Source organism: Beggiatoa alba B18LD (assembly GCF_000245015.1).
Taxonomy (GTDB): Bacteria; Pseudomonadota; Gammaproteobacteria; order Beggiatoales; family Beggiatoaceae; genus Beggiatoa; species Beggiatoa alba.
Window position 1 is genome coordinate 1,831,240 of record NZ_JH600070.1, and the last position, 21,486, is coordinate 1,852,725.

24 protein-coding genes and 1 tRNA gene are annotated in these 21,486 nt (G+C 39.7%); 6 read left to right on the top strand and 19 right to left on the bottom strand.

The genetic code is table 11. The annotated features are described in order from the left end of the window. Positions 1-442: 442 nt before the first annotated feature. The 10 genes from BEGALDRAFT_RS07400 to BEGALDRAFT_RS07450 form a co-directional block, all read right to left on the bottom strand. Positions 443-1,324 (bottom strand): RHS repeat-associated core domain-containing protein, encoded by an 882-nt coding sequence (locus BEGALDRAFT_RS07400; protein ID WP_081484154.1) that lies wholly within the window; start codon positions 1,322-1,324, stop codon positions 443-445. Between the two features lie 95 nt (positions 1,325-1,419). Next, positions 1,420-1,860, bottom strand: coding sequence for a hypothetical protein (locus BEGALDRAFT_RS07405; RefSeq protein WP_002685262.1), 441 nt, complete (start codon positions 1,858-1,860; stop codon positions 1,420-1,422). Between the two features lie 306 nt (positions 1,861-2,166). Continuing rightward, positions 2,167-2,964 (bottom strand): RHS repeat domain-containing protein, encoded by a 798-nt coding sequence (locus tag BEGALDRAFT_RS19385; protein WP_456297503.1) that lies wholly within the window; start codon positions 2,962-2,964, stop codon positions 2,167-2,169. A gap of 85 nt (positions 2,965-3,049) precedes the next feature. Next, complete coding sequence (locus tag BEGALDRAFT_RS07420; protein ID WP_002685273.1) at positions 3,050-3,676, bottom strand: hypothetical protein; 627 nt, start codon at positions 3,674-3,676, stop codon at positions 3,050-3,052. Positions 3,677-3,778: 102 nt separating this feature from the next. Next, positions 3,779-4,054 carry a ParB N-terminal domain-containing protein gene (locus tag BEGALDRAFT_RS07425; protein WP_002685275.1) on the bottom strand — a complete coding sequence of 92 codons (276 nt, stop codon included), beginning with the start codon at positions 4,052-4,054 and terminating at the stop codon, positions 3,779-3,781. 80 nt (positions 4,055-4,134) lie between these two features. Further along, positions 4,135-4,644, bottom strand: coding sequence for an RHS repeat domain-containing protein (locus BEGALDRAFT_RS07430; protein ID WP_002685276.1), 510 nt, complete (start codon positions 4,642-4,644; stop codon positions 4,135-4,137). Between the two features lie 45 nt (positions 4,645-4,689). Next, complete coding sequence (locus tag BEGALDRAFT_RS07435) at positions 4,690-5,511, bottom strand: hypothetical protein (RefSeq protein ID WP_040294907.1); 822 nt, start codon at positions 5,509-5,511, stop codon at positions 4,690-4,692. Between the two features lie 133 nt (positions 5,512-5,644). Further along, positions 5,645-5,827 (bottom strand): hypothetical protein, encoded by a 183-nt coding sequence (locus BEGALDRAFT_RS07440; RefSeq protein WP_002685280.1) that lies wholly within the window; start codon positions 5,825-5,827, stop codon positions 5,645-5,647. Beyond that, positions 5,811-7,625, bottom strand: coding sequence for an RHS repeat domain-containing protein (locus tag BEGALDRAFT_RS07445; RefSeq protein WP_002685281.1), 1,815 nt, complete (start codon positions 7,623-7,625; stop codon positions 5,811-5,813). The genes BEGALDRAFT_RS07440 and BEGALDRAFT_RS07445 overlap by 17 nt, the downstream gene beginning before the upstream one ends. Beyond that, on the bottom strand, positions 7,622-7,810 hold the full coding sequence (locus tag BEGALDRAFT_RS07450) for a helix-turn-helix domain-containing protein (RefSeq protein WP_040294908.1): 189 nt from the start codon (positions 7,808-7,810) through the stop codon (positions 7,622-7,624). Before BEGALDRAFT_RS07450 ends, BEGALDRAFT_RS07445 begins: the two co-directional genes overlap by 4 nt. A 58-nt stretch (positions 7,811-7,868) precedes the next feature. Between BEGALDRAFT_RS07450 and BEGALDRAFT_RS07455 the strand changes: the two genes are divergently transcribed. Then, positions 7,869-8,573, top strand: a complete 705-nt coding sequence (locus tag BEGALDRAFT_RS07455) for a hypothetical protein (protein ID WP_002685282.1) — start codon at positions 7,869-7,871, stop codon at positions 8,571-8,573. Positions 8,574-8,654: 81 nt separating this feature from the next. On the opposite strand, the gene BEGALDRAFT_RS07460 is transcribed toward BEGALDRAFT_RS07455, so the two are convergent. Together BEGALDRAFT_RS07460 and dapF are read right to left on the bottom strand one after the other, a co-directional pair. Beyond that, positions 8,655-9,350: a DUF484 family protein gene (locus BEGALDRAFT_RS07460; protein WP_002685283.1), complete on the bottom strand. Its 696-nt coding sequence runs from the start codon at positions 9,348-9,350 to the stop codon at positions 8,655-8,657. Further along, positions 9,347-10,186 (bottom strand): diaminopimelate epimerase, encoded by an 840-nt coding sequence (gene dapF, locus BEGALDRAFT_RS07465; protein WP_002685284.1) that lies wholly within the window; start codon positions 10,184-10,186, stop codon positions 9,347-9,349. Before dapF ends, BEGALDRAFT_RS07460 begins: the two co-directional genes overlap by 4 nt. A gap of 266 nt (positions 10,187-10,452) precedes the next feature. On the opposite strand from dapF, the gene BEGALDRAFT_RS07470 reads away from it, so the two are divergent. The 4 genes from BEGALDRAFT_RS07470 (at position 10,453) to BEGALDRAFT_RS07485 (ending at position 13,262) form a co-directional block, all read left to right on the top strand. Further along, on the top strand, positions 10,453-10,665 hold the full coding sequence (locus tag BEGALDRAFT_RS07470; protein WP_002685285.1) for a YdcH family protein: 213 nt from the start codon (positions 10,453-10,455) through the stop codon (positions 10,663-10,665). Positions 10,666-10,690: 25 nt separating this feature from the next. Further along, on the top strand, positions 10,691-11,071 hold the full coding sequence (locus BEGALDRAFT_RS07475) for a PilZ domain-containing protein (protein ID WP_002685292.1): 381 nt from the start codon (positions 10,691-10,693) through the stop codon (positions 11,069-11,071). A gap of 49 nt (positions 11,072-11,120) precedes the next feature. Beyond that, entirely contained in the window at positions 11,121-12,191 is a 1,071-nt protein-coding gene (gene lptG, locus BEGALDRAFT_RS07480; protein ID WP_002685300.1) for an LPS export ABC transporter permease LptG, read from the top strand. Positions 12,192-12,611: 420 nt separating this feature from the next. Beyond that, positions 12,612-13,262: an IS982 family transposase gene (locus BEGALDRAFT_RS07485; RefSeq protein ID WP_002685305.1), complete on the top strand. Its 651-nt coding sequence runs from the start codon at positions 12,612-12,614 to the stop codon at positions 13,260-13,262. 317 nt (positions 13,263-13,579) lie between these two features. Here the strand turns inward: BEGALDRAFT_RS07485 and BEGALDRAFT_RS07490 are convergent, their stop codons facing one another. Both BEGALDRAFT_RS07490 and BEGALDRAFT_RS07495 read right to left on the bottom strand, forming a co-directional pair. After that, positions 13,580-14,944, bottom strand: a complete 1,365-nt coding sequence (locus tag BEGALDRAFT_RS07490) for a hypothetical protein (protein WP_002685307.1) — start codon at positions 14,942-14,944, stop codon at positions 13,580-13,582. 253 nt (positions 14,945-15,197) lie between these two features. Next, on the bottom strand, positions 15,198-16,049 hold the full coding sequence (locus BEGALDRAFT_RS07495) for a c-type cytochrome (RefSeq protein ID WP_002685310.1): 852 nt from the start codon (positions 16,047-16,049) through the stop codon (positions 15,198-15,200). A gap of 164 nt (positions 16,050-16,213) precedes the next feature. Between BEGALDRAFT_RS07495 and BEGALDRAFT_RS07500 the strand changes: the two genes are divergently transcribed. Then, a tRNA-Arg gene (locus tag BEGALDRAFT_RS07500) sits at positions 16,214-16,291 on the top strand. Positions 16,292-16,371: 80 nt separating this feature from the next. Here BEGALDRAFT_RS07500 and dnaQ read toward each other — a convergent pair. The 5 genes from dnaQ to BEGALDRAFT_RS07525 form a co-directional block, all read right to left on the bottom strand. Next, complete coding sequence (gene dnaQ, locus BEGALDRAFT_RS07505; protein WP_002685312.1) at positions 16,372-17,115, bottom strand: DNA polymerase III subunit epsilon; 744 nt, start codon at positions 17,113-17,115, stop codon at positions 16,372-16,374. A gap of 9 nt (positions 17,116-17,124) precedes the next feature. Further along, positions 17,125-18,489 carry a UDP-N-acetylmuramate:L-alanyl-gamma-D-glutamyl-meso-diaminopimelate ligase gene (gene mpl, locus BEGALDRAFT_RS07510; protein ID WP_002685314.1) on the bottom strand — a complete coding sequence of 455 codons (1,365 nt, stop codon included), beginning with the start codon at positions 18,487-18,489 and terminating at the stop codon, positions 17,125-17,127. A 6-nt stretch (positions 18,490-18,495) separates the two neighbouring features. Next, complete coding sequence (locus BEGALDRAFT_RS18105; RefSeq protein WP_002685315.1) at positions 18,496-19,020, bottom strand: hypothetical protein; 525 nt, start codon at positions 19,018-19,020, stop codon at positions 18,496-18,498. A 187-nt stretch (positions 19,021-19,207) separates the two neighbouring features. Continuing rightward, complete coding sequence (locus BEGALDRAFT_RS07520; RefSeq protein WP_002685317.1) at positions 19,208-19,738, bottom strand: hypothetical protein; 531 nt, start codon at positions 19,736-19,738, stop codon at positions 19,208-19,210. Further along, positions 19,717-21,285, bottom strand: coding sequence for a glucan biosynthesis protein (locus BEGALDRAFT_RS07525; protein WP_002685319.1), 1,569 nt, complete (start codon positions 21,283-21,285; stop codon positions 19,717-19,719). The genes BEGALDRAFT_RS07520 and BEGALDRAFT_RS07525 overlap by 22 nt, the downstream gene beginning before the upstream one ends. Between the last annotated feature and the right edge of the window lie 201 nt (positions 21,286-21,486).

Sequence of the window (21,486 nt, forward strand, 5' to 3'; positions counted from 1 at the left end):
GATGGCTTTTTCTTTAGTTATGAGGTGGGCGATGCCTATCCTATGCTTGCTTGGCTATGTTGGTTTGATTATCTTTTATTTTTCAACCTTTCAATATAAATTGCATTGAAAATAGATATCACAAAAATAATTGATATTAGCAAAGCATTCATCAATCTATTCTCAAGTGGAGGTAATACCACGGCAGAATCAAAATTATCAAATAACCCAATATTGTATGGGGTAGATACAAACCAAATGAAGAAAGCTACTATAGCAGTAATTTGTCCTGCCCAATAATACATATTGAGGTGACCTACAGACTGAATGATGAGACAGAGAAAAACTAGCCATTTACTAAAATTGTCAGCGTTCGAATTAAACACAAGAACAGCACCAATCAGGTAGATAGTTGAATAGAAAAAATTTACCACCCACATTACCTTCTTGAGAATTAAAGGCTTCATTTTGTAGAACAACTCCTTTCATTATCTAATCCGAATAATGCATCGTTTGCTCCTTCAATTCCAGCTTCTAGACTATCCACAGTATTTATAGTATAAGTCCAAGGGGAATCAATAACGCCATAATACTCAGCAATATTTGTCCAAAATTTAAGAAAGTCATAACCAACCGTTGCAGAATGCATTAATCCCCAGTTATATGATGATTCTTTAACCTTTAAATAACTATAAAGGTAATGCTCTGCGTTTCTCCGTGCTTCAGATTCAGTACCAATGACGATAGATTTATGATTTCGTTCAACTTGTATCACATACCAAGCCATATCTTTATGTTTCATAAGATAGCTAAGAGCTATATCTTTTCCAAGAAAATCAAGTCCAGAAGGGTCAACCCAATTAACAGGATTATTCCCCACATACCCAAATAAATTACTATCTCCACCTACAAACCCAATTGGGTCTTTACTCGTCCACCGCCCCGTCTCCGCTTCATAATCCCGTGCGCCAAAGCGTGTGAGTTTGGTATCAACATCATACAACCCACCCGCAAATCCGAAGGGTTGAAACTCTGGATTAGTATCTTGGGTGATATTACCAAACGCATCGTAATTTAAGCGTTGGGCAATTGTGCCTGTTTGCACATCAATGATTAAGCGCGGACTACCTAAGTGGTCGGAGATAACTCGATAAGTATTGCCGTTTTTGAGAATGTAATCAGGGATATTGGCTTTTGAGGCATAGACAAAACGAGCAACTAAATTCCCTTGTCCGTCGAGTTGAGCAACAGGTTTTAACTTACCTTGATAAATAAACCCTTGTGTTAGTACACCATTGACTTTTTTACCGACTCGACGGTTTTTGGCATCGATGACGTATTCAATGGTTTTGCTGGGTTGTTGGACTTGGCGGAGGTTGCCTAGGACATCGTAGTGGTGAGGTGGGCGATCCCCACCCTACAGAACTTGCTTAGTTAGATTTATGTTTCTTTTGATGGTCTGCATTCAGGAAATCCCATTTCTTCATCTATCTTTTGTTTTGCGGTTGCAAAAATGGTTAGCGCATATTCTTCTCTCTCAAGAAGGTTATTATGATGAGTCTCATCTAAAACTAATTCTTTATATCCCCAAATTGCATGTATCATATATCTATATGATTGTAAGTATTCTGAAAAATACCACTCCGTCGGCAAACGACTATCAATGACTTTAAATAGAGTAGCGGGATACCAAGAAGGTAAAGAATAGTAATAACTAGGAGATATTAGATACTCTAGTGCATTTTTATACACACATATTCCATAAACGTTATATAAGCGACCTATGGTAAGCTCATCAAATCGTACTTTTGGCGAATAACCTCGCTCAGAATAAAATTCAGGAAGAAATTTTCCATGTTTAACAATATTCTCTACCATCATAAAAATGATACTCCCTACAAAAACCTGACCGTATTTACATACGGTAAAATGTCATACTAGAGTAAGCCTGCCAGAGCCAATCTGGCAGGTAAACATTTTGTATAAGCAAGGAAAAATATTATATGTTTTGATAATGAGTCCTACTTATTTTTAAATTTAAAGTCATCCGCCATTCCACATAGCTTACTATAGGGATTAGTATTATAGGTGTAGTGAATTTCTATACCATTATCAAAAGTTTTGCTCATTTTTACCCACCCATCTGTACCAGGCCAACGTATATCTGTCATTGGTACAGGAATGACCTTACCAGCACTCTGTACCAGGCCAACGTATATCTGTCATTGGTACAGGAATGACCTTACCAGCACTAGGATTACTCATTATTTCTTTCATTGCCAATTGCTCATATAAATTGTTAGCTTCTGTCCTTGCACCTTTAGAATGACCGCGACCTAAGTTAGTAGGTGATGGTAAGGCTTTTGGTAATTCAGGTATAGCCTTTCCAACTTTTGTAATACCAGCAGGAATGCCAGGAATAAGCATTGCAACTGAATCTATGGCGGCATCACCCCATTCTCCATTCGCAATATCCCAAGCTACATTCGCAACATCCCATACAGTATCAACGATAAATCCAGAGCTATCTGTATAGTTGATAGGATTTTCATTGATATAAGAGTATAAATTTGCTTGTTTACCCGCAAAATTAATCGGGTCTTTACTCGTCCACCGTCCCGTCTCCGCTTCATAATCCCGTGCGCCAAACCGTGTGAGTTTGGTATCAACATCATACAATCCACCTGCAAAGCCGAAGGGTTGAAACTCAGGATTAGTATCTTGGGTGATATTACCAAACGCATCGTAATCTAAACGTTGAACAATTACGCCTGTTTGCACATCAATGATTAAGCGCGGACTGCCTAAATGGTCGGAGATAACGCGATAAGTATTGCCGTTTTTGAGAATGTAATCAGGGATGTTTGCTTTTGAAGCATAGACAAAACGAGCAACTAAATTGCCTTGATAAATAAACTCTTGTGTCAGAACACCATTGACTTTTTTACCAACACGACGGTTTTTCGCATCGATGATGTATTCAATGGTTTTTGTGGGTTGTTGGACTTGGCGGAGATTGCCTAGGACATCGTAGTGGTAAGGTGGGCGATGCCCACCTTATTTGGCTGGGCTATGTTCGTTTGTTAATATGAATGTATTCTTCATAAATTATACTAGTATTTGAGCAGGAATCAGTTTGATGATGAGTGGGATTTACTAAAGGAGTACAAATACAAATTGCTGATATTTTAAAGAGCTTGCTTCTAACATATTCCACAATGATATTGCTCCCTAATGGGTCTATTCCATCAAGAGAAAATATGAGAATATCAGAATGGCTACAAGCTATCTCAATTTCAATCAGAAAGCGTTGTGTGCAACTCAAAAATCTAACCATTGTAGATGGAAAAATATTTATGCTACATAATATTTCTTCAGATTGGTAAATACTTAAATTTGCAAATGTCTTCAAATAATCAAGAGCTGTTTTTTTATACCATTTATATCTAAAGAACAAAGAATCATTTAAAAATAACAATACCCCTACTCTTGATGGGTTACCAAAAATTTTTAAACTATTAGTGCGATACTTTTTAAGTAAAATATTAAAGATAAGATTTATTTCTACTGGGCGGATACTTTTTGGTAGTTTCATGCATAGTATTTTATTCTCATATAAAGTAAATGCTGGTATCACGATATCTCCAGTAACTACACCACTACATACTATCTTGACACCAGCATCTGATAACACCATGATGATTTACCTTATCTTCCTAAAGGACAACTATTAATCTGCATTCCGTATGAGAGTTTATCCCATTTACCCTCACGGATTAAACTCCACACAGGTTCTGGATTACCTGTCTCCTTCCAGTGCGGCTGTCATTCTATGATGCCCCTCAGTCACATAGTATTTGCCATCATCTAAGTACCCAGCTATTTGCGCTCGCAATTCAGAATAGTTGAAATTACCATTCAGCATATCATTTTTAATCTGATCAACCAATTCAGGATTACGTAACCCACGCTGTGTCCCCTTAATAATGGGTAATACATCTGCAACAACGGAAACAGCTGTGGTTCCTATTCTTACCGCAGATACCGTTGCACCTAAAATATCACCAGGTCCCAAGCTTGGTACAATCGCATCATTTTCATGCCCTGCTGGTAAAGTTGGGGGTACAACTATATCGTAAATAGTGAGTGCAATAGCTATAATGGGAGCAACAAACCAAGCAAGCTTACCTGTCGGGTCAATCCAATTGACTGGGCACTACCGACATACTCAAATAAATTAGCACTCCCGCCTTTAAAATTAATCGGGTCTTTACTCGTCCACCGCTCCGTCTCCGCTTCATAATCCCGTGCGCCAAACCGTGTGAGTTTGGTATCAACATCATACAATCCACCTGCAAAGCCGAAGGGTTGAAACTCAGGGGTGATATTACCAAACGCATCGTAATTTAAGCGTTGGGCAATTGTGCCTGTTTGCACATCAATGATTAAGCGCGGACTACCTAAGTGGTCGGAGATAACTCGATAAGTATTGCCATTTTTGAGGATGTAATCAGGAATGTTTGCTTTTGAAGCATAGACAAAACGAGCAACTAAATTGCCTTGCCCGTCTAATTGCGCAACAGGTTTGAGTTTGCCTTGATAGATAAAGCCTTGTGTCAGTACGCCATTGACTTTTTTACCGACACGACCGACGGTTTTTCGCATCGATGCTGAGGGGGGTATCGTAACGATACCTCCCTGCTTGGCTTGCTATTCACAAAAGACAGGTTGCTTATGACACAACCAAACATGCCAAAAAAAGACTCTTTCTTTACGTATCTCTTCAGTCCCCTCATTATAAAGCTCACTGCCCGCTCCTGTTATTACTCCCAACATCGTATCGAGTAAATCAATGACTAAATCTGGAGAATAGTGAGTAATACCCTCAACACTTCCATCATCAAAAACATGCGGGGAATTAAGTGCTAACCCTGGATAAGGTAATACTCTCCTATCGTCCATGTATTTAATCAACGCAGGAGCAATGCTGACATCTCGTGTTTGGAGTTGATCACAGGCTTTATGTACTTTTTCTTTATCAAAAATATCCACTAAAAATTGTTTTACTGTTAACTCTTCATTCAATGAATTTCGATTTAAATAATCGTGAACTTTTTTTACATCAGTTACTTGTTGGAGAATTTCTTGTTTTACCATTTGAGTGAAAGCTGTCTCTTTGGAAATGTTTATGATAGCTTTTGACCAATCAAGAAGAAAAATCCAATTAGAATCATGTGAGTCATCCAAAAAAACCATACAATCCTGCTTAAGACAGTTCTTAAGTAGGCTTTTATGTTTTTCAATATAAAAAGTGACTTTTCGGTCGTCTTTAATACTACTACCTTTAAGTATGCTAGTTATTTGAAAATCTGCGGTAAATGAATTATCAGATTCAGAAAGACTCGTTACTTTCCCTATGACGATAACATTAGCATATACAACTGCTTTCCATAATGGCATATCTATTGGTTGTTCAATCTTGGGGGGTAACAAAAAAGTGAAAACTAACGTTGTTAGGAGTAAGTTTGTCATGTTTAACACCATGAAATGATTATTCAACTATTATTAGGAATTACGCAGTTGAATAGATAAATTTTTGATTTAAAATCAAAATTAATAAATTACAACTTCAACTGCGTAACTCCTAATATCGTTTTAATATCTCTTATTTTGGACAATTCCTTGTAATATTATTAATTCCGTATTTATTTTGCAGTATATCTTCTATATCAATTTCCCATACCGTCCCAGAAGAACCATGCATAATATTGCCGAAAAACTTGAGTTTCTTTTCTCTTTTTTCTCTAGTATCGTCAGATGGTTGAACATATCTATCGTCGATTCCCATAAGGTGTCCACTCTGATTCAGCTCGGATAAACATTTGGTCACGTTCAACTGATGTGAATCCTTCACGTCTGGTGTATACAACATTTATTATATTTCCACCTGATTCAACGGTTTGAACTTTCATTGAGGTAGTATACTTACCAAACTGACCACTCCATCCTTTTTGAACTTGGTTAATAAATCTCTGTTCAAACCCCCAAGAAGTTTCCCCTCGAAAAGTAACAGGTAGAATAATCTGTATATTATCCCCACATACGACTACATTCACATATAATCCTGTGGAATCAATAAAGTTTATTGGGTCATTACCTGTATAAACAAACACATTACTTTCAGCAACCAACCCAATCGGGTCTTTACTCGTCCACCACCCCGTCTCCGCTTCATAATCCCGTGCGCCAAACCGTGTCAGTTTCGTATCAACATCATACAATCCTCCAGCAAACCCAAACGGTTGAAACTCAGGATTCGTATCTTGGGTGATATTACCAAACGCATCGTAATTTAAGCGTTGGGCAATTGTGCCTGTTTGCACATCAATGATTAAGCGCGGACTGCCTAAGTGGTCGGAGATAACGCGATAAGTATTGCCATTTTTGAGAATGTAATCAGGAATGTTTGCTTTTGAAGCATAGACAAAACGAGCAACTAAATTGCCTTGTCCATCGAGTTGAACAACAGGTTTTAACTTACCTTGATAAATAAAGCGTTGTGTCAGCACACCATTGACTTTTTTACCGACACGACGGTTTTTCGCATCGATGACGTATTCGATGGTTTTTGTGGGTTGTTGGACTTGGCGGAGATTGCCTAATACGTCGTAATGATAGGTTGTATCATTTTTAGTCAGTAATTCGCCATTGAACGTATAGCTGTAAGTGTTTGAACCATATTGCAACAAACGGTCTTGTGCATCGTACTGTGCGTTGTTGAGGCGGTTGCCATTGGCATCGTATTGATAGGTTTCTGTGATGATTCCATCTTGTTTGACTTCAATTAAGCGTCCTGCGAGGTCGTAGCTGTAATCAATGCTGTGGGTAATGCCTTCAATCGTTTCTAATTTCTGGGTAATCCGTCCTGCTTTATCGTGGGTGTAATAAACCTGATACAGGGGATTGTTGGCATAACTCGCGGTTTCCGCGCTCAGTTCGCCAAAAAGGCTGTATTCGCGTTGGGTTACGACATTTTCTAGGGTGGTGCTTGTTAATAAACCATTTTCTGCTCGTCGGTTCAGTTGGATTGCACCAACTTGGCTTAATAATCCGTCGTTATCGTATTGATAGCTGATAGTTTCCCCATTTACACGGGCTTCAGTGACTTGTAGGTTGTTGTTGTAACTTAATTCCACCGAACCATTCACTGTGCCTGTGCTGGTTTCTGAGAGGGCTAAAGAACCATCGTAGGTGTAACTGAGTGCGCTACCATCAACGGCGGTTAAACTGGTGACTCGTCCTTGTGGGTCATAACTTAAGTTTTGTGTGCCATTGGGCAGGGTTAAGTTGTTTAAACGTCCTTGCGCATAATTGAGCGTAACGGTTTGTCCATCGGGGCGGATAATTTGCGTGAGTTCTTTGTCCACATTCCAAATATATTGGGTTTGTGGCGCAGTTATCTCGGGTAAAACAGGCGGAATATAGGCGGTTTGATAATCCACCGCGTTGTAATCAAACGTATGTTGGGGACGACTCGGTGGGGTAATTGCGGTGACATTGCCGTTGGCATCATATTGGTAATAAATCACTCTGCCATCGGTGAGTGTTTGCGTGAGTAGGCGACCGACAGCGTTTGAACATATCAAACATCAGTTTTTACGCCTAATAGAAGCTGTATTGGAATACATAAAACTTTAGATAATTCAATAATATTACTTAAACACCATGAGTCAATGTAATTTGGGTCAGATTCTACAGATTTTATTGCCCAAACATAAAGACCTGTTTTATCGCTTAATTCATCTTCAGATAAGCCTTTTTGTTCCCTCATTTGCTTGATTAATACATTTCTACATTTATTCTTTTAGATAGCGTTTTAAGGACAATATATGCGTCAACAATTTGTAATTGCTTTTACTACCATGTTACTTTTTCAATCTGTTGCCATTGCAGCGACCCCAGAAACATGGTTAGCTAAAATCAAAGAACAAGGTTATGAACCTATCCTGCAACAATCCTTTCAACAAGCAGGACAAGACAAACAAATGGTACTTGTCGCAAAGTCTAAGGGAGATGCTCATGCGGATAACAGCACCGTGTGGGCTACCGTTTGGACAAATGAGAATAGCAACTGGAAAATAGAGGCAGAAACAAAAAACATCGATGCACCGGGTAGTGGTGGCGCGTATCCCAGCGTTACTTTTGTGAAAGTAGGTGATGATAACTATGGGGCTATTTTAGACGGGGGCGGCACGTTCCAAGGCTACACGGTTTCAAATTCTACCGTTATCCTGCCAATTGGTAAAAAATTTATTATTGCCCTAGATCAAGAAACTTACAGCGACAATTTAGGGACTTGTGAACCAGATGCTCACCCCTTAGAGTGTTACGAATATGACCAAAAAATCAGTTTCGTCAAAGGGAATGATGCTGAATTTTATGATTTACAACTGACTGAAACAGGGACGAAACGTGCAAGTGAATCTGATAATACGATTATTCCTGCGACAGGCGAAAAACGCTTAGTTTTTAACGGCGCATCTTATCAAGCAGAAGAAGCCAAAAAAACTGAGCATAAAAGCTCTTTTAAATAAGCGTATTTTGAAGTACTGCTTTAAATAACAAAGACCTGCTAAATTTTGGAAATTTAGCAGGTCTTTTTTTGTCTGATACGTTTATACACCACCCCGTAGCCAAGGTTTGAGCAAGTGGCTGATTAAATCCCCCATATATTTCAATAAATCAGTGCCCATGCCTGCATGAAAACGGGAAACGTCATTGCTGCCCATAGCAAGAATGCCGTTAGCCTTAGGCACACCCAAGGGAATTAAAACCGCTGAGGCAATTCGACTATTGGGAAATAAATAATCGGTTTGCACATGAGATAAACGCCCACAACTGGGGTGATTTGTACTTAATAAGGTTTCAAATAAGGTAAAAACCTGCGCGTCATATTCCACAAATTCTTGTCTGCCCGCTAAGACAGGATTAGGAATATCAAATAGTTTCACCACAACGGCATCTGTTCCAAATTCTTTATGTAATGTACCGTACAAACGGTTAAAAAATTCATCCGCACTAATAGCCGCAGCAAGTACGCTAATTAAACGTTGAATCCGTTGATTTAATATCTCATTTTGCTTTGCAATGGCAATGAGATTATCTAATTTACGCTGAAGTTGTTGATTTTCATCGCGTAAAACAATTAATTGCCGTTCTACTAAGGAAACCGCAGAGCCTTTTTGTTGATGTGGAATTTCTAAAATAGCTAAAAGATTTTCATGACGCGAAAAAAACTTCGGATGCCGTCTTAAATATTCAACAATAGCATCTTCCTCTGGCATTTCATCGATTAAGGTTTGTGTATTCATAATTCTATTGTTCCCTCAAAAACACAGGTAGCAGGGCCACTCATATTCACGCTTGCTGAATCCGTCGCTGCCCATTCAATATGCAATTGCCCATAATGCAAGTGAACAATAACAGATGAGCCTAATAGTCCAGCACGTTGCCCTGCAACAACAGCCGCACAAGCACCTGTTCCACAAGCAAAAGTTTCCCCTACACCACGTTCAAACACTCGTAAACGGATTTGATGTTTATCGACAATCTGCATAAAACCAACATTCACCCGCTCAGGAAAACGCGGATGTTGCTCAATTTCCGCGCCTAAGGTTTGTACAGGGGCATCACGAACATTGTCCACAATCAAAACGACATGGGGATTGCCCATAGAAACGACACTGACTTGATACGTTCGCCCCTCAACTTCTAAGGGGTAAAATAAAGCGGTTTCTTCAGCAAGAAATGGAATTTCGGCAGGTAAAAAACGCGGTTTTCCCATATTGACGGTAATATTACCATCAGGGCGGATATGCAATTGGATAATCCCTGACATGGTTTCGACATGTAAAATATGTTTAGTCGTTAATCCTTTGTCATAGACATATTTTGCAAAACAACGTGCACCATTGCCACACTGTTGAACTTCCGAGCCATCCGCATTAAAAATACGATAGCGAAAATCAACCATCGCTTGGGTTGACGGTTCTACAACCAATAATTGATCACAGCCAATGCCAATATGCCGATTCGCAAGATAACGAATTTGAATAGGCGTTAGGCTAAAAGCTTGCTTCATGGCATTGATAACAATAAAGTCGTTACCAAGCCCATGCATTTTAGTAAAGGGAAGCAAAGTGCGCATTGTGTAATAATGTACGATTTATTGAAAAATAAGCGGAGTATCTTACCGATTTTATGAGATTTACCACGATAACACAAAATTCATTTTGTCTTATCTTCACAGATTCAATGCCCGTGACGAGTATTCGTTTTTTATAAAAAGACAGATTAAACTAATTAAACAGAATGATAAGCAATGCTTTTGAGTGGTTTATGAAAAACTCGCTTAAGTATGCTTGTTAAATACAAATTAATGTTTAGAAAACAAATAAATTTTAAGAGAAAAATATGCAATTAGGCACAGAAGAACGGATAAAACTAGAACAGCATATTGAGGAATTAGAGTTAGAACACCACGATTTAGACGATGTTATTCATCGTTTATCACAGGATAAGCATATGGATCAACTTCAATTACAACGACTGAAAAAACGAAAGTTGTATTTAAAAGATACAATTATGCGTTTAAAAAGTCAGCTTATTCCTGATTTAAATGCATAATTGCTGATAAACTGAGGGATTTCTTATGTCCGAAAGAAGCAGTGTACGCAGACACTTGTTTTTATACTTAGATGTTATTAATAGAAAAAACAATGAATTACTAGGGTATTTAGGCGATATATCTGAACAAGGATTAATGTTTATTTCTCAATTAAACATCAATCCTGACCAACTCTTAGATATTCGTATCGAAATGCCTGAGAATGTACAATATATCGATAAGCCTTATCTTGATATTCAAGTAAAAACTCGCTGGTCTGAACCGAATATTAATCCACAACTCAATTGTATCGGTTGTCAATTTGTCGAATTTGATAAAAAAGACCTACCGCTTATTCATCAAATTACTGATCTTCTGACTTTTGATGAAGGCTTTGAAATTAAACGGGTTCATCGTCCCTCCTAGCCCGTATAAACCCGCTGCTGACGCTTTATTGATTGGTTGATATGCCCGCATGAGAAAAATTGATAAATATATCGGTTACAACGTTTTAATAGGCATTTTAATGGTTCTATTTATCCTCGTTGGGCTTTTTGTCTTTTTTGATTTTATTGACGAAGTCGATGACATTGGCAAACAACAATATGGCGTATGGCAAGCGGTTTTATTTGTCACGTTACAAACACCCCAACATATTTATGAATTATTTCCAACCTCTGTTTTACTAGGCAGTTTATTGGGGTTGGGCGCGATGGCGACTAATCATGAATTAACCGTTATTCGTGCTAGTGGTGTTTCCGTCTTACGTATTGCCCGTTCAGTTTTACAAATTGCCCTACCTTTAACCCTGTTAGTCATGCTGATAGGGGAAACTATCGCTCCCGCTGGCGACCAATACGCCTATAACATGCGTTCTGTGGCACAAGCCGACAATGAATATATATCCTTTCAAAGCCGTTACGGTTTTTGGGCGCGAGATAAAAATAATTTTATTAATATCCGTACAATTCAACATGATGGCGGATTTGGTGCAATTGCGTTATATCAATTAGATGATAATTTACAATTAAAATCATTAGTGCTTGCAAAGTCTGCTTATTATGAAAATGGGGTATGGCAACTGCGCGATGTTCGCCGTGACACATTGAGTGCAGATGCTATTCGCTTGGAAACATTAGAAAAATTGGATTGGGGTGCGGTTTTAAATCCTGCACTGATTAAATCAGTGATTGTCAGCCCTGAAAAATTATCGTTAACTGGTTTATATAGTTATATTAAATACTTGCGTGAAAGCGGACAACGTGACGAGCCGTATCAATTGGCGTTTTGGCAACGGATTACCTATCCATTAGTGAGTTTAGCCATGATTTTCATCGCTATTCCCTTCGTGTTTGGCTCATTACGGACGGTTGCAATCGGGCAACGGATTTTAGTGGGCGCATTAATTGGCATAGGCTTTCATATTTTAAATCAAACAGCAGGCAATGTCGGCTTGGTTTTCAATATGAACATTATCGCTAGTGCCTTGTTTTCACCGATTTTATTTGTATTACTTGCCATTGTTTTAATGCGACGTTTGATTTAATTTAACCTAAGTTCGGCGAGTTTCTTTTAAAAAGACAATAGTTTGTCTGAACCAGAATTCACAGAATTTTCAGAATTAACAGAATTTAAAACCCTTAAACCAAAAAATTAAGGTGAATCATGCTTTTTTATTCTGCTAATTCTGTGAATTCTGATTCAGACAAAAAAAAGACCTGCTAGGTTTTCAAAACCTAGCAGGTCTCTGTTTTATAAAACTCGCCGAACTCAGGTTAGAACAAACCTAAATTCAATGATAAATTAATTTAACGCGAGTACGGCGAGATAATAGATATAAAACAGCGGATTAATGATAAAAGCGGAATAAAAGGGGAATGGAAGAAATAAAAAGTTGTACCTAAAGGAAAAGTAGGAATAATGGAACATCACTAAACGTCCACCCCCACTTTCCAAAGGTACAACCATGGATATGATAACAATCCTGTTCTGCTCAATCGACGACTTTTGTAAATGGTTCATGCCTTTATGGGAACAAATGTTGTTAGAAGAAGGAAATCCCAAGAAAAGTCAGCGAGATGGGACAATGTCCCCGTCGGAAGTGATGACCTTACTCGTGTTGTTTCATCAATCTAATCAACGCCATTTCAAAGGATTTTATACCCACTATGTTCCTCAGGTACTCGGGGGGGCGTTTCCGAAACGGGTCAGTTATCAACGGTTTGTTGAGTTATCCCAGTCAGTGATGATACCGCTCAGTGCTTACTTGCACAGTCGGCGGGTAAACTCTCGCGGGATTGCCTTCATTGACTCCACCCCGTTAAAGGTTTGCCACAATCGGCGAATTTCACACCATAAAACCTTTGCAAACCTTGCACAGAGGGGGAAGAACTCTATTGGGTGGTATTTTGGCTTTAAATTACATTTAGTCATTGATGATAACGGTGAATTAATCTCCTTTTTTCTCACCGCCGCGAATTTTGATGACCGCAAGGGCTTAAGGGCGATGACGCAATTTATTCAAGGTAAGTTATATGGCGACAAGGGCTATATTTCTAAAGCATTTTTCGCCGTACTCGCGTTAGGTATTACTAAACAGGTAAGGTTGATAGGATAACCTGAGTTTGGCGAGATTTATAAAATAAAACAGAGACCTGCTAGGTTTTAAAAACCTAGCAGGTCTGTCGGAACAGGCGAAAAGGTTTGAAGGACTAGCAGAGATTACTCTCTTGTTTTTCATCGGGATTCTCCAGACAAGATTAAAACATTTTCTGAATCAGGATTTTCAGGATTAACAGGATTTAAAACCCTCAAACCAAAAAGTCAGGTAAATCACGCTTTTTAATCCTGCTAATCCTGATTCAGACAACTTGTTGTCTTTTTAAAAGAAACTCGCCGAACTCAGGTTATTTTATCAATCTCGCAAAACTGGGGTTAATCTGTAAAAAACCATTTTCCCAGATAAAGATGGCTTAAATAAGTGGGTTCTGGATTTTTACGTTGATAAGCCATGATGGCATAAGTTATAAAGGGGGGTTCTCCTGCAATTTGAGCAACGCCTTTTGTATAAGGATGGATTTTATAAGGGCTATTTACGGTTGAGAATTGTTTAACGGTGATATTTTCCGCCCGTAATTGGGCTTTTAATTTTACAAGGGCAATTAATCCTGTTAAATCCTGTAAGCGAAGGAAATAAATACTAAAATCAGGAACAGCAATATCACTTAAAATATGCCCAATAGGATTATAAAACCATCGCCATGTTGCAACGGGTAATGGCGTTTCTTGTTGGCGAATAAGTGCTTGTCCTTCTTCATAGCTGAGTGTGTTTAGGGGAAGCAGGCGGGTATAACGTGGATATTCAAAGTTAATTGTTGCACGAGGTTTAAAAGGAAGTACTTTCTCCCCCCATTGAAAGAGCAAGTTATCCTCTTCTGTGGTTAAAAAAGCCTGTGGTACGCTTGCCATTAATAAAAGTTGATTTGCCATCGCTCTAAATTCTGACCGCATCGCTAATTCTAAAGAAAGTTCAGCAGGGCTTAAGGTCGGAATTTGGTTAATAGCGGTAATCACTTCAGGACTTAACTGGGGAATATCTAATAAATTACTATAAACATGCAGGGTTTGCGCGAGCGCACGCTCAGCAATCACTTTAGCAATTAGATTATTGCTCTCAGCAAGTAGTCGTTGATAAAAATTGAAATCTTGTTGTAATTGTGTCAACACCTCGTTGATTTGCCCGTTGTCGATGTGGTTGACAAGTGCCATATGGGAAAGGTTTTGTATTCTTAAAAGCTGGGCGTATTTTGGGATTGGGGTGTAAATCGTAAATAACGTGACATCATGAAAATGTTTGTATTGGTATAAATCCCGATAACGATTTAATAAAAAACGGTATTTTGTTATTAAGGCTTGTACATCGCTGTTTTTTTCCCGTAAGACATTAAAACAGTCTTGTTTTTCCCATTGACAGAGATTATCTAGCGTTATTTTAGAAAGTAAATCGTCAGCTGCTTCATTTTTATAGGTATTTTTTCCCGTTTTTAAATAGTGTTCTGCGCTCGCGCTAATCAGTGCGGCTTTTTTAAGTCCTTCTGCATGAGGGTTTTGCCCTTCTGGCACATCAAACGCTAATAAACTGAAATAGGCATTTTCTTCAGGTTTTGGCAGGTTGGTATTAGGGGCTAACCACGCGCTGGCTTCTGGGCTTAAGGATTCATCAGGCAATAAGTGTAGGGAAAATAAAAGAATCAGTGTCATAACACCGATAGATAAGATGATTTTAATCAAGGGTTTCATCCGCTTTCTCCGCCGTTTTTTAGTTGAATTAATCTTAACGCATTTGTCTGATGTCTGAATCAGGATTCACAGGATTAGCAGGATTTAAAAGCGTCATTCATCCGCCTTGGCATCGTTTTATAGTACGTTTGCTATAGTTTTTGGTTTGGGGGGGTAATCCTGAAAATTTTGATTCAGATAATCGTGTTTTAGGCATAAAAAAACCACTGTCGCTTAAAAGGGCATACAGTGGTTTATTTTTTTAAAACAGTTTTTATTGGGCTTTAGAAACCATAAAGGCAACGGCTGCTTTGATGTCGTCATCGCTAGCCGTAGAACCACCTTTAGGGGGCATAATGCCTGCTTTACCTTGGAAACCATTGAGGGCATGACCAAACATGGTATCTAAACCTTGTGCAATGCGGTCTTTCCACGCGCTGGCATCAGCAAATTTAGGTGCGCCTGCTAACCCTGAATCGTGGCAAGCAAAACAGGTGGCTTTATAAACTTCTTCGCCTTTGGCTAAGTCATAAGCACTGACATCAACCGCACCTGTACTGGCTGTTGTTTCTGCGGGTTTGGTCGCTTCAGTTTGAGGAGCTGGGGCTGTTTCCGCTGGTTTAGCTTCTTCTGCTGGTTTAGCGGCTTCGGCAGGTGCAGGGGTTGCGGGAGCAGGTTCGGCAGCGGCTTCAGGTTTTTTACCTTCCGCATCTCCTATCATAAAGCGAACGGCTTCTTTCACTTCGTCATCGCTCAATTGTGCTTGACCACCTTTGGCGGGCATCGTGTTAAAGCCTCCAATTGCATGGGTATAAAGGGTATCAATACCTTTTGCAATGCGGGGAGCCCAATCGTCTTTATTGCCAAATTTAGGCGCGTTTAACGCACCTGTTGCATGACAGGCACTACAAACGTTTTTATAAACTTTTTCACCAGGGGCTAATTTTTCATCTTTTGCTTCAGCAACAACGGGAACTGCTCCGATATTGACCGCGCTGATTGGTTTAACCCGTAATTCTACTGCGCCCGCTGGTTCTGGCGGAGTTGCTAAGTAATACTCCACACTTGCAACGAGACTAACCGCAACAATAATCCATAATGCTAATAATAAAGCTAAGTTCCTCATAGAAACACCACCTTGATTGCTCTCGTGAAACCCCTTTTAAATAAACAAACTTGTTTAAATAAAAGCCGACATAATTTGAGCCTATCAGTATAACATAGGCTTTTATCTAAGCAGATAGACGGGTGTGATTAAATCATGTACAATTTACAACTTCATTTCGCTACGCGCCCGTAGCTCAGCCCGGATAGAGCGTTGGCCTCCGGAGCCAAAGGTCACAGGTTCGAATCCTGTCGGGCGCGCCATCTATCCCCTCTCCTTTTTATAGACGTTAAATCACGAAAGTTTCTATTTAATCAAGCTGTAGTATCGTCATCTAACGGGGCTATTCTGGCACATTTGCAGGCGTTTCGGTGAGTTTTTTCCATGCACATTTTCCCCCGCTGGCTTTATCAATGGCGTTTAAGCGTTGTTGATGGGCTTCGAGTTCTTCTGCGTTCGCTAGAATAATGGGTAAAGCGGGGCGGTCTGTTGCTAAACGGCGAATTGTTTCTTGCGCGGGTTGATGGCGGTTAGTTTGTTGATTGCTATCAGTTGCTAGCAAGCTGGTTTGTCCGCCTGTCATGGCAAGATAAACTTCGGCTAAGAGTTCCGCGTCTAATAATGCGCCGTGTAATTCTCTATGTGAGTTATCAATGCCATAGCGTCGACATAAGGCATCTAAATTGGCTTTTTGTCCTGGGAAGAGGGTGCGTGCCATTTTTAGCGTGTCGGTGATTTGGCAATAGTGGTTTAAGGCTTGCCAATTTTGACGCAGTAGTTGTAATTCATGATTAATAAAGCCTACGTCGAAATCGGCGTTATGAATAATCAATTCTGCATCGCGGATAAAATCCATAAATTTGGTGACAATTTCGGCAAATTTGGGTTTATCTTGTAGAAACTCGCTTGTAAGACCATGTACAGCAACGGCTTCTGCTGATATTTCACATTCAGGATTTAAATAGCAGTGAAAGTGTTGTTTTGTAACACGACGGTTGAGTATTTCAATACAGCCGATTTCAATGATTCTATGCCCTTCTTTTGGTTCTAATCCTGTCGTTTCTGTATCTAATACTATTTGACGCATGATAATTTCCTAAAAAAATCCGTTAGGCGTTTTCTGATTCAACGCTTTTAATAGGCGTTGGTGAATATTTTCAAAACCGCCATTGCTCATAATTAAAATATGGTCGTTTGGGCGGGTGAATTCGCACAGTTGCTGAATTAACGTTTCGGTATCGTGGCATAAATGACCATTTGGTACGGCTTTGGCTAGTGACCAGCCTAGTTGTGGGGATTGGTATAAGAAAATCGCATCGGCTTGTTGTAGTGCGGGCGCGAGTTCGTTTTGAAAATAGCCCATTTTCATGGTGGCGGAACGGGGTTCTAACACGGCAATAATGCGTGCATCGCCAACCCGTTGTCGTAAGGCTTGCATTGTCACTCGAATCGCTGTCGGATGGTGGGCAAAGTCATCATAAACTGTGATTTGCTGCGCAACGCCACGACATTCCAAGCGACGTTTTACATTTTGAAAACGGCTTAATGCTTCACAGGCTTGTTGGGGTAAAATGCCAACATGTTGGCAGGCAATAATCGCTGCTAAGGCATTGTGTACATTATGTTCACCGCATAATTGCCAATGAACTTCGCCTTGTGTTTGTCCTTTGTGGGAGACTGTAAAGGCACTGCCATCAGTTGTTAATAAATGTGCTTGCCATGCAGAATTTGTTTGGGCAAATGTTTCCGTTGGTGTCCAACAGCCTTGTTTTAAAACGGTTTGTAAACTATTTTGTTGTCCGTTATAGACGATAAGCCCTTGACTGGGAACAGTGCGCACAAGGTGATGAAATTGGCGTTGAATCGCGGCTAAATCAGGATAAATATCGGCGTGGTCGAATTCTAAGTTATTTAAAATCAGAGTACGCGGGCGATAGTGGACAAATTTGGCGCGTTTATCAAAAAATGCGGTATCGTATTCATCCGCTTCTACAACAAAAAACGGCACGCTACCTAAACGGGCAGAAACGCCAAAATTTTCGGGCACACCACCAATTAAAAAACCGCATTCTAAACCCGCATCAGTCAGTATCCACGCGACCATGCTACTGGTTGTTGTTTTGCCATGTGTACCTGCAATCGCAATGACCCAACGATTATGCAGGAGTTGTTCAGCCAGCCATTGTGCGCCTGAAATGTAGGGAATACCTAAATTTAACACGGCTTCTATTGCTGGATTACCCCGTGATAAGGCATTGCCAATAATGACGCAATCGGGACGTGGGTTTAAATGTTCTGCTAAATATCCCTGTTTGCATTCAATCCCTTGTTCAGCTAATTGGGTGCTCATGGGTGGATAAATAGCGACATCAGAACCAACAACGGTATGTCCTAATTGTTTTGCTAAGACAGCAAGCCCCGCCATGAAAGTGCCACAAATCCCTAAAATATGTATATGCATGATTTATTATAATAAAGCGGTAATTTGTCCCAATAAAGTTGCAACTAAACTGAGCACAACAAAGGTAACAATGACACTGAAGAAGATAGTTAGATTGAGCGCGTGACGGAAAATGTGAATATAGATAGCCAATTGCCAAATAACCAGCGCGGTAAGAATTATTGCGGAAAATTCAACGGGTTCATTATTGGATTGTTGAACATAAATAAATAGGCTGATAGGCATACCAAGTAAGCCGAATAAACTCCCCGTTCCTGCAATGGCGGTGAGTGTTTGCACAAAGCGTGGTAAGAGCTTCACGATATATAATAAACTGGCAACAACGAAGGCTAATAAAGCAATTTCTAAAAGGCTCAGTAATAGTGCTGTTGGGAAATCCAGTTGCATAGCGAGTAACGGGATATTGAGTAGCACATAACAGAGCATACAGCCCCAGAGTAAAACGGGTGAGTATGGGAGGTGTTGCGGGGCGATGCGAAAGCGACAGAGGTTGAAAAATAAAAGACCCAGTTGCAAAAGAGTGTTCGTCATAACGTGAGCATTGCTAATATCAAAAGAAAACGCGCTTTATAGGCTGGCAGTTTGGTGAGTGCTGGAACATAAAGCAGGGGATGAAAAAGGTGTTAAAGACTAGCAGTTTTCAATAAACGGTTAGTCTTAACACATCAAGTGAAATAATGACAGCTTCGTGATAACGCTAATAAGCAATCGTGTTATCTTAAGCGGTTGGGCTGTTACCCGCAAAAAAACGACGTATCCAAGCATACCCTTGCGCAATAGCTTGTTTGCCTAATGCCCATAATGACCAAAATTCAAACGGGTGAATGTTCATCTTATTTTCAATCACGTTTGGCACGGCTTGTAAAGGCGAGGCAGTTGACCGCTGTATTAAGCCACGATGTAATTGTACGTTAGTACGAACCAGCCATGTTGTATAAACCGAAAGCAGTTGATGATAACGCTGTGGTAAAACTACTTCATCACGGTGACTGCTTTCAACCGTCGGGCGGTAATGAGAGAGCATTAACCATTCATCTATCGCAAATTGTGCTTCTTCAATGGCAAGACGGAAAGACAAGCCTTGTTGCGGGTTTAGCTCGATACGAGTAGTAATGCGTTCCATCACTTGCTTTGTCACGAGAGCCTGTTCTGCTTCAGGCAATTTATACGTGTTCAAATAGGCTTGTAAGCGATTGGTAATGTCCACAGGGACAAGCACGCTATTGCCTACTTTTTCGTGGGGTTCCATTGATAACTCCATGTTTCGGTTAATACGTCATTCCCTCGTTTTAAAAATGCACGTAATTCAACAGGGTCTTGGTCTGCTACTTCTAATTCAAAAAACAAGCGATAGCCTTTTGTAAACGGGTTTTTTTGCACAACCTTATTGATGATTTTCCCTTTAGTGCTAGAGACGACACCATCTAATACCGTATCGATGGGTAAATTTTCTAAAGCATTACCACTGAATTCAATGACAAATTTCCGTTGTTTTTCATTTAAGCTATCACTACCACCGCGTCCTATTCGTGTTGAAATCACTCGCCCGCCTGATTGTAATTGTTCATCATCACTCATGAAGCGAATACGATATTCAAATGTAACTTCGTCACCTTTTTCTATCGGTTTTTCAGGTACCCAGAATAAAACAATATTATCGTTACGTTCCGCATCGGTGGGGATTTCTACTAACTGCACAACCCCTTTACCCCATTGACCAATGGGTTCAATCCACGCGCTAGGACGTTGATGATAAAAAGATTCTAAATCCTGATAGTTATTAAAATCCCTGTCCCGTTGCATTAAGCCAAAACCACGCGGATTGTCATCAGAAAAAGAGTTAATTCGTAAATCTTGCGGATTATTTAACGGTCTCCAAATCCACTCACCGCTGCCATTTGCCATCAATAAGCCATCAGAATCATGCACTTCTGGGCGGAAATCATCTTGAAAACGGTCAGTATTTTCACCGTGATAAAACATACTGGTTAACGGAGAAATACCCAGTTTAGCGACTTTTTCACGGGGGAAAATGCTAGCTTTCACACTGATAACTGTGTCAATGCTGGGCGAAAGGGTAAAACGATAAGCCCCTGTAACACTTTTACTCTCTAAGAGTGCATAAACAGTGATACTCGTCGCATCTTTATTCGGTTTTTCTAACCAAAATTCGCTGAAATAAGGAAATTCCTCATTATTTCCTGTATTAATGGCTAAACCTCGCGCGGATAACCCCCAATGCTGGTTTTTACCCACTGCGCGGAAATAACTTGCCCCAACAAATGAAGCAAATTCGTTAAAATTTTCATCATTAATCAAAGGGTAAAATAATTGAAATCCTGCAAATCCTAAAGTCGCAGGCATATCAGAAGGTAATTCTGTTTTACCAAAAGTAAACAAATCACGGCTATATTCTAAAGGGGAGATAATCCCCTCATCGACGATATTAATCTTTACTTGTTTGTTGTACAAAAAACCGCGATGGAAAAAGCGTGCAATAAACGGTAATTTATCTTTTAACCATAAAGATTTATCCGTGCGAAAACGCAAATCTCGATACTGGTCATAGCCCAAATTCACCAAATAATCAGGTAAAGCTGCTGAAGTATCTTCTTTAAAAGGTTGCGTCGCTAATTCAGCCGCACGACGATGCACATTGGCAAAATTAAAACTATCTGCCACTTTAATCGTTTCAACAGAAGGGATTTCAGGGGTTGCATAACTATTGCTCATACTTAAAGGAGACACCGATAACGTGCTCGCTAAAGATAAGAGAAAAACCGTTCTTTTCACCATCGTGCTAACTCATCATTATTCAAAAGGGGTTACAGGAAGGATTAATCGTTAATCTGATGACAAACAGATTGTTTAACATGGTTATAGTATCTTCCTTTTACTATTCCATCGTTTATGAATTATAAAGTGCGTATCTTTTGGCAAAAGATCGAATGGATAGACAATAAAAAATCTGGGGGTTTGGTCATGTTCATCGCGCGG

Bases quoted from the DNA above. Each gene is read 5' to 3' on its own strand.
- lptG (WP_002685300.1), top strand. From the start codon at position 11,121: ATGAGAAAAATTGATAAATATATCGGTTACAACGTTTTAATAGGCATT.
- BEGALDRAFT_RS07475 (WP_002685292.1), top strand. From the start codon at position 10,691: ATGTCCGAAAGAAGCAGTGTACGCAGACACTTGTTTTTATACTTAGAT.
- BEGALDRAFT_RS07470 (WP_002685285.1), top strand. From the start codon at position 10,453: ATGCAATTAGGCACAGAAGAACGGATAAAACTAGAACAGCATATTGAG.
- mpl (WP_002685314.1), bottom strand. From the start codon at position 18,489: ATGCATATACATATTTTAGGGATTTGTGGCACTTTCATGGCGGGGCTT.
- BEGALDRAFT_RS07435 (WP_040294907.1), bottom strand. From the start codon at position 5,511: ATGACAAACTTACTCCTAACAACGTTAGTTTTCACTTTTTTGTTACCC.
- BEGALDRAFT_RS07405 (WP_002685262.1), bottom strand. From the start codon at position 1,860: ATGATGGTAGAGAATATTGTTAAACATGGAAAATTTCTTCCTGAATTT.
- BEGALDRAFT_RS07520 (WP_002685317.1), bottom strand. From the start codon at position 19,738: ATGGAACCCCACGAAAAAGTAGGCAATAGCGTGCTTGTCCCTGTGGAC.
- dnaQ (WP_002685312.1), bottom strand. From the start codon at position 17,115: ATGCGTCAAATAGTATTAGATACAGAAACGACAGGATTAGAACCAAAA.
- BEGALDRAFT_RS07490 (WP_002685307.1), bottom strand. From the start codon at position 14,944: ATGAAACCCTTGATTAAAATCATCTTATCTATCGGTGTTATGACACTG.
- BEGALDRAFT_RS07485 (WP_002685305.1), top strand. From the start codon at position 12,612: ATGGATATGATAACAATCCTGTTCTGCTCAATCGACGACTTTTGTAAA.
- BEGALDRAFT_RS07495 (WP_002685310.1), bottom strand. From the start codon at position 16,049: ATGAGGAACTTAGCTTTATTATTAGCATTATGGATTATTGTTGCGGTT.
- BEGALDRAFT_RS07525 (WP_002685319.1), bottom strand. From the start codon at position 21,285: ATGGTGAAAAGAACGGTTTTTCTCTTATCTTTAGCGAGCACGTTATCG.
- BEGALDRAFT_RS07450 (WP_040294908.1), bottom strand. From the start codon at position 7,810: ATGAGGGAACAAAAAGGCTTATCTGAAGATGAATTAAGCGATAAAACA.
- BEGALDRAFT_RS07455 (WP_002685282.1), top strand. From the start codon at position 7,869: ATGCGTCAACAATTTGTAATTGCTTTTACTACCATGTTACTTTTTCAA.
- BEGALDRAFT_RS07420 (WP_002685273.1), bottom strand. From the start codon at position 3,676: ATGGTGTTATCAGATGCTGGTGTCAAGATAGTATGTAGTGGTGTAGTT.
- BEGALDRAFT_RS18105 (WP_002685315.1), bottom strand. From the start codon at position 19,020: ATGACGAACACTCTTTTGCAACTGGGTCTTTTATTTTTCAACCTCTGT.
- BEGALDRAFT_RS07460 (WP_002685283.1), bottom strand. From the start codon at position 9,350: ATGAATACACAAACCTTAATCGATGAAATGCCAGAGGAAGATGCTATT.
- BEGALDRAFT_RS07430 (WP_002685276.1), bottom strand. From the start codon at position 4,644: ATGCGAAAAACCGTCGGTCGTGTCGGTAAAAAAGTCAATGGCGTACTG.
- BEGALDRAFT_RS07440 (WP_002685280.1), bottom strand. From the start codon at position 5,827: ATGGGAATCGACGATAGATATGTTCAACCATCTGACGATACTAGAGAA.
- dapF (WP_002685284.1), bottom strand. From the start codon at position 10,186: ATGCGCACTTTGCTTCCCTTTACTAAAATGCATGGGCTTGGTAACGAC.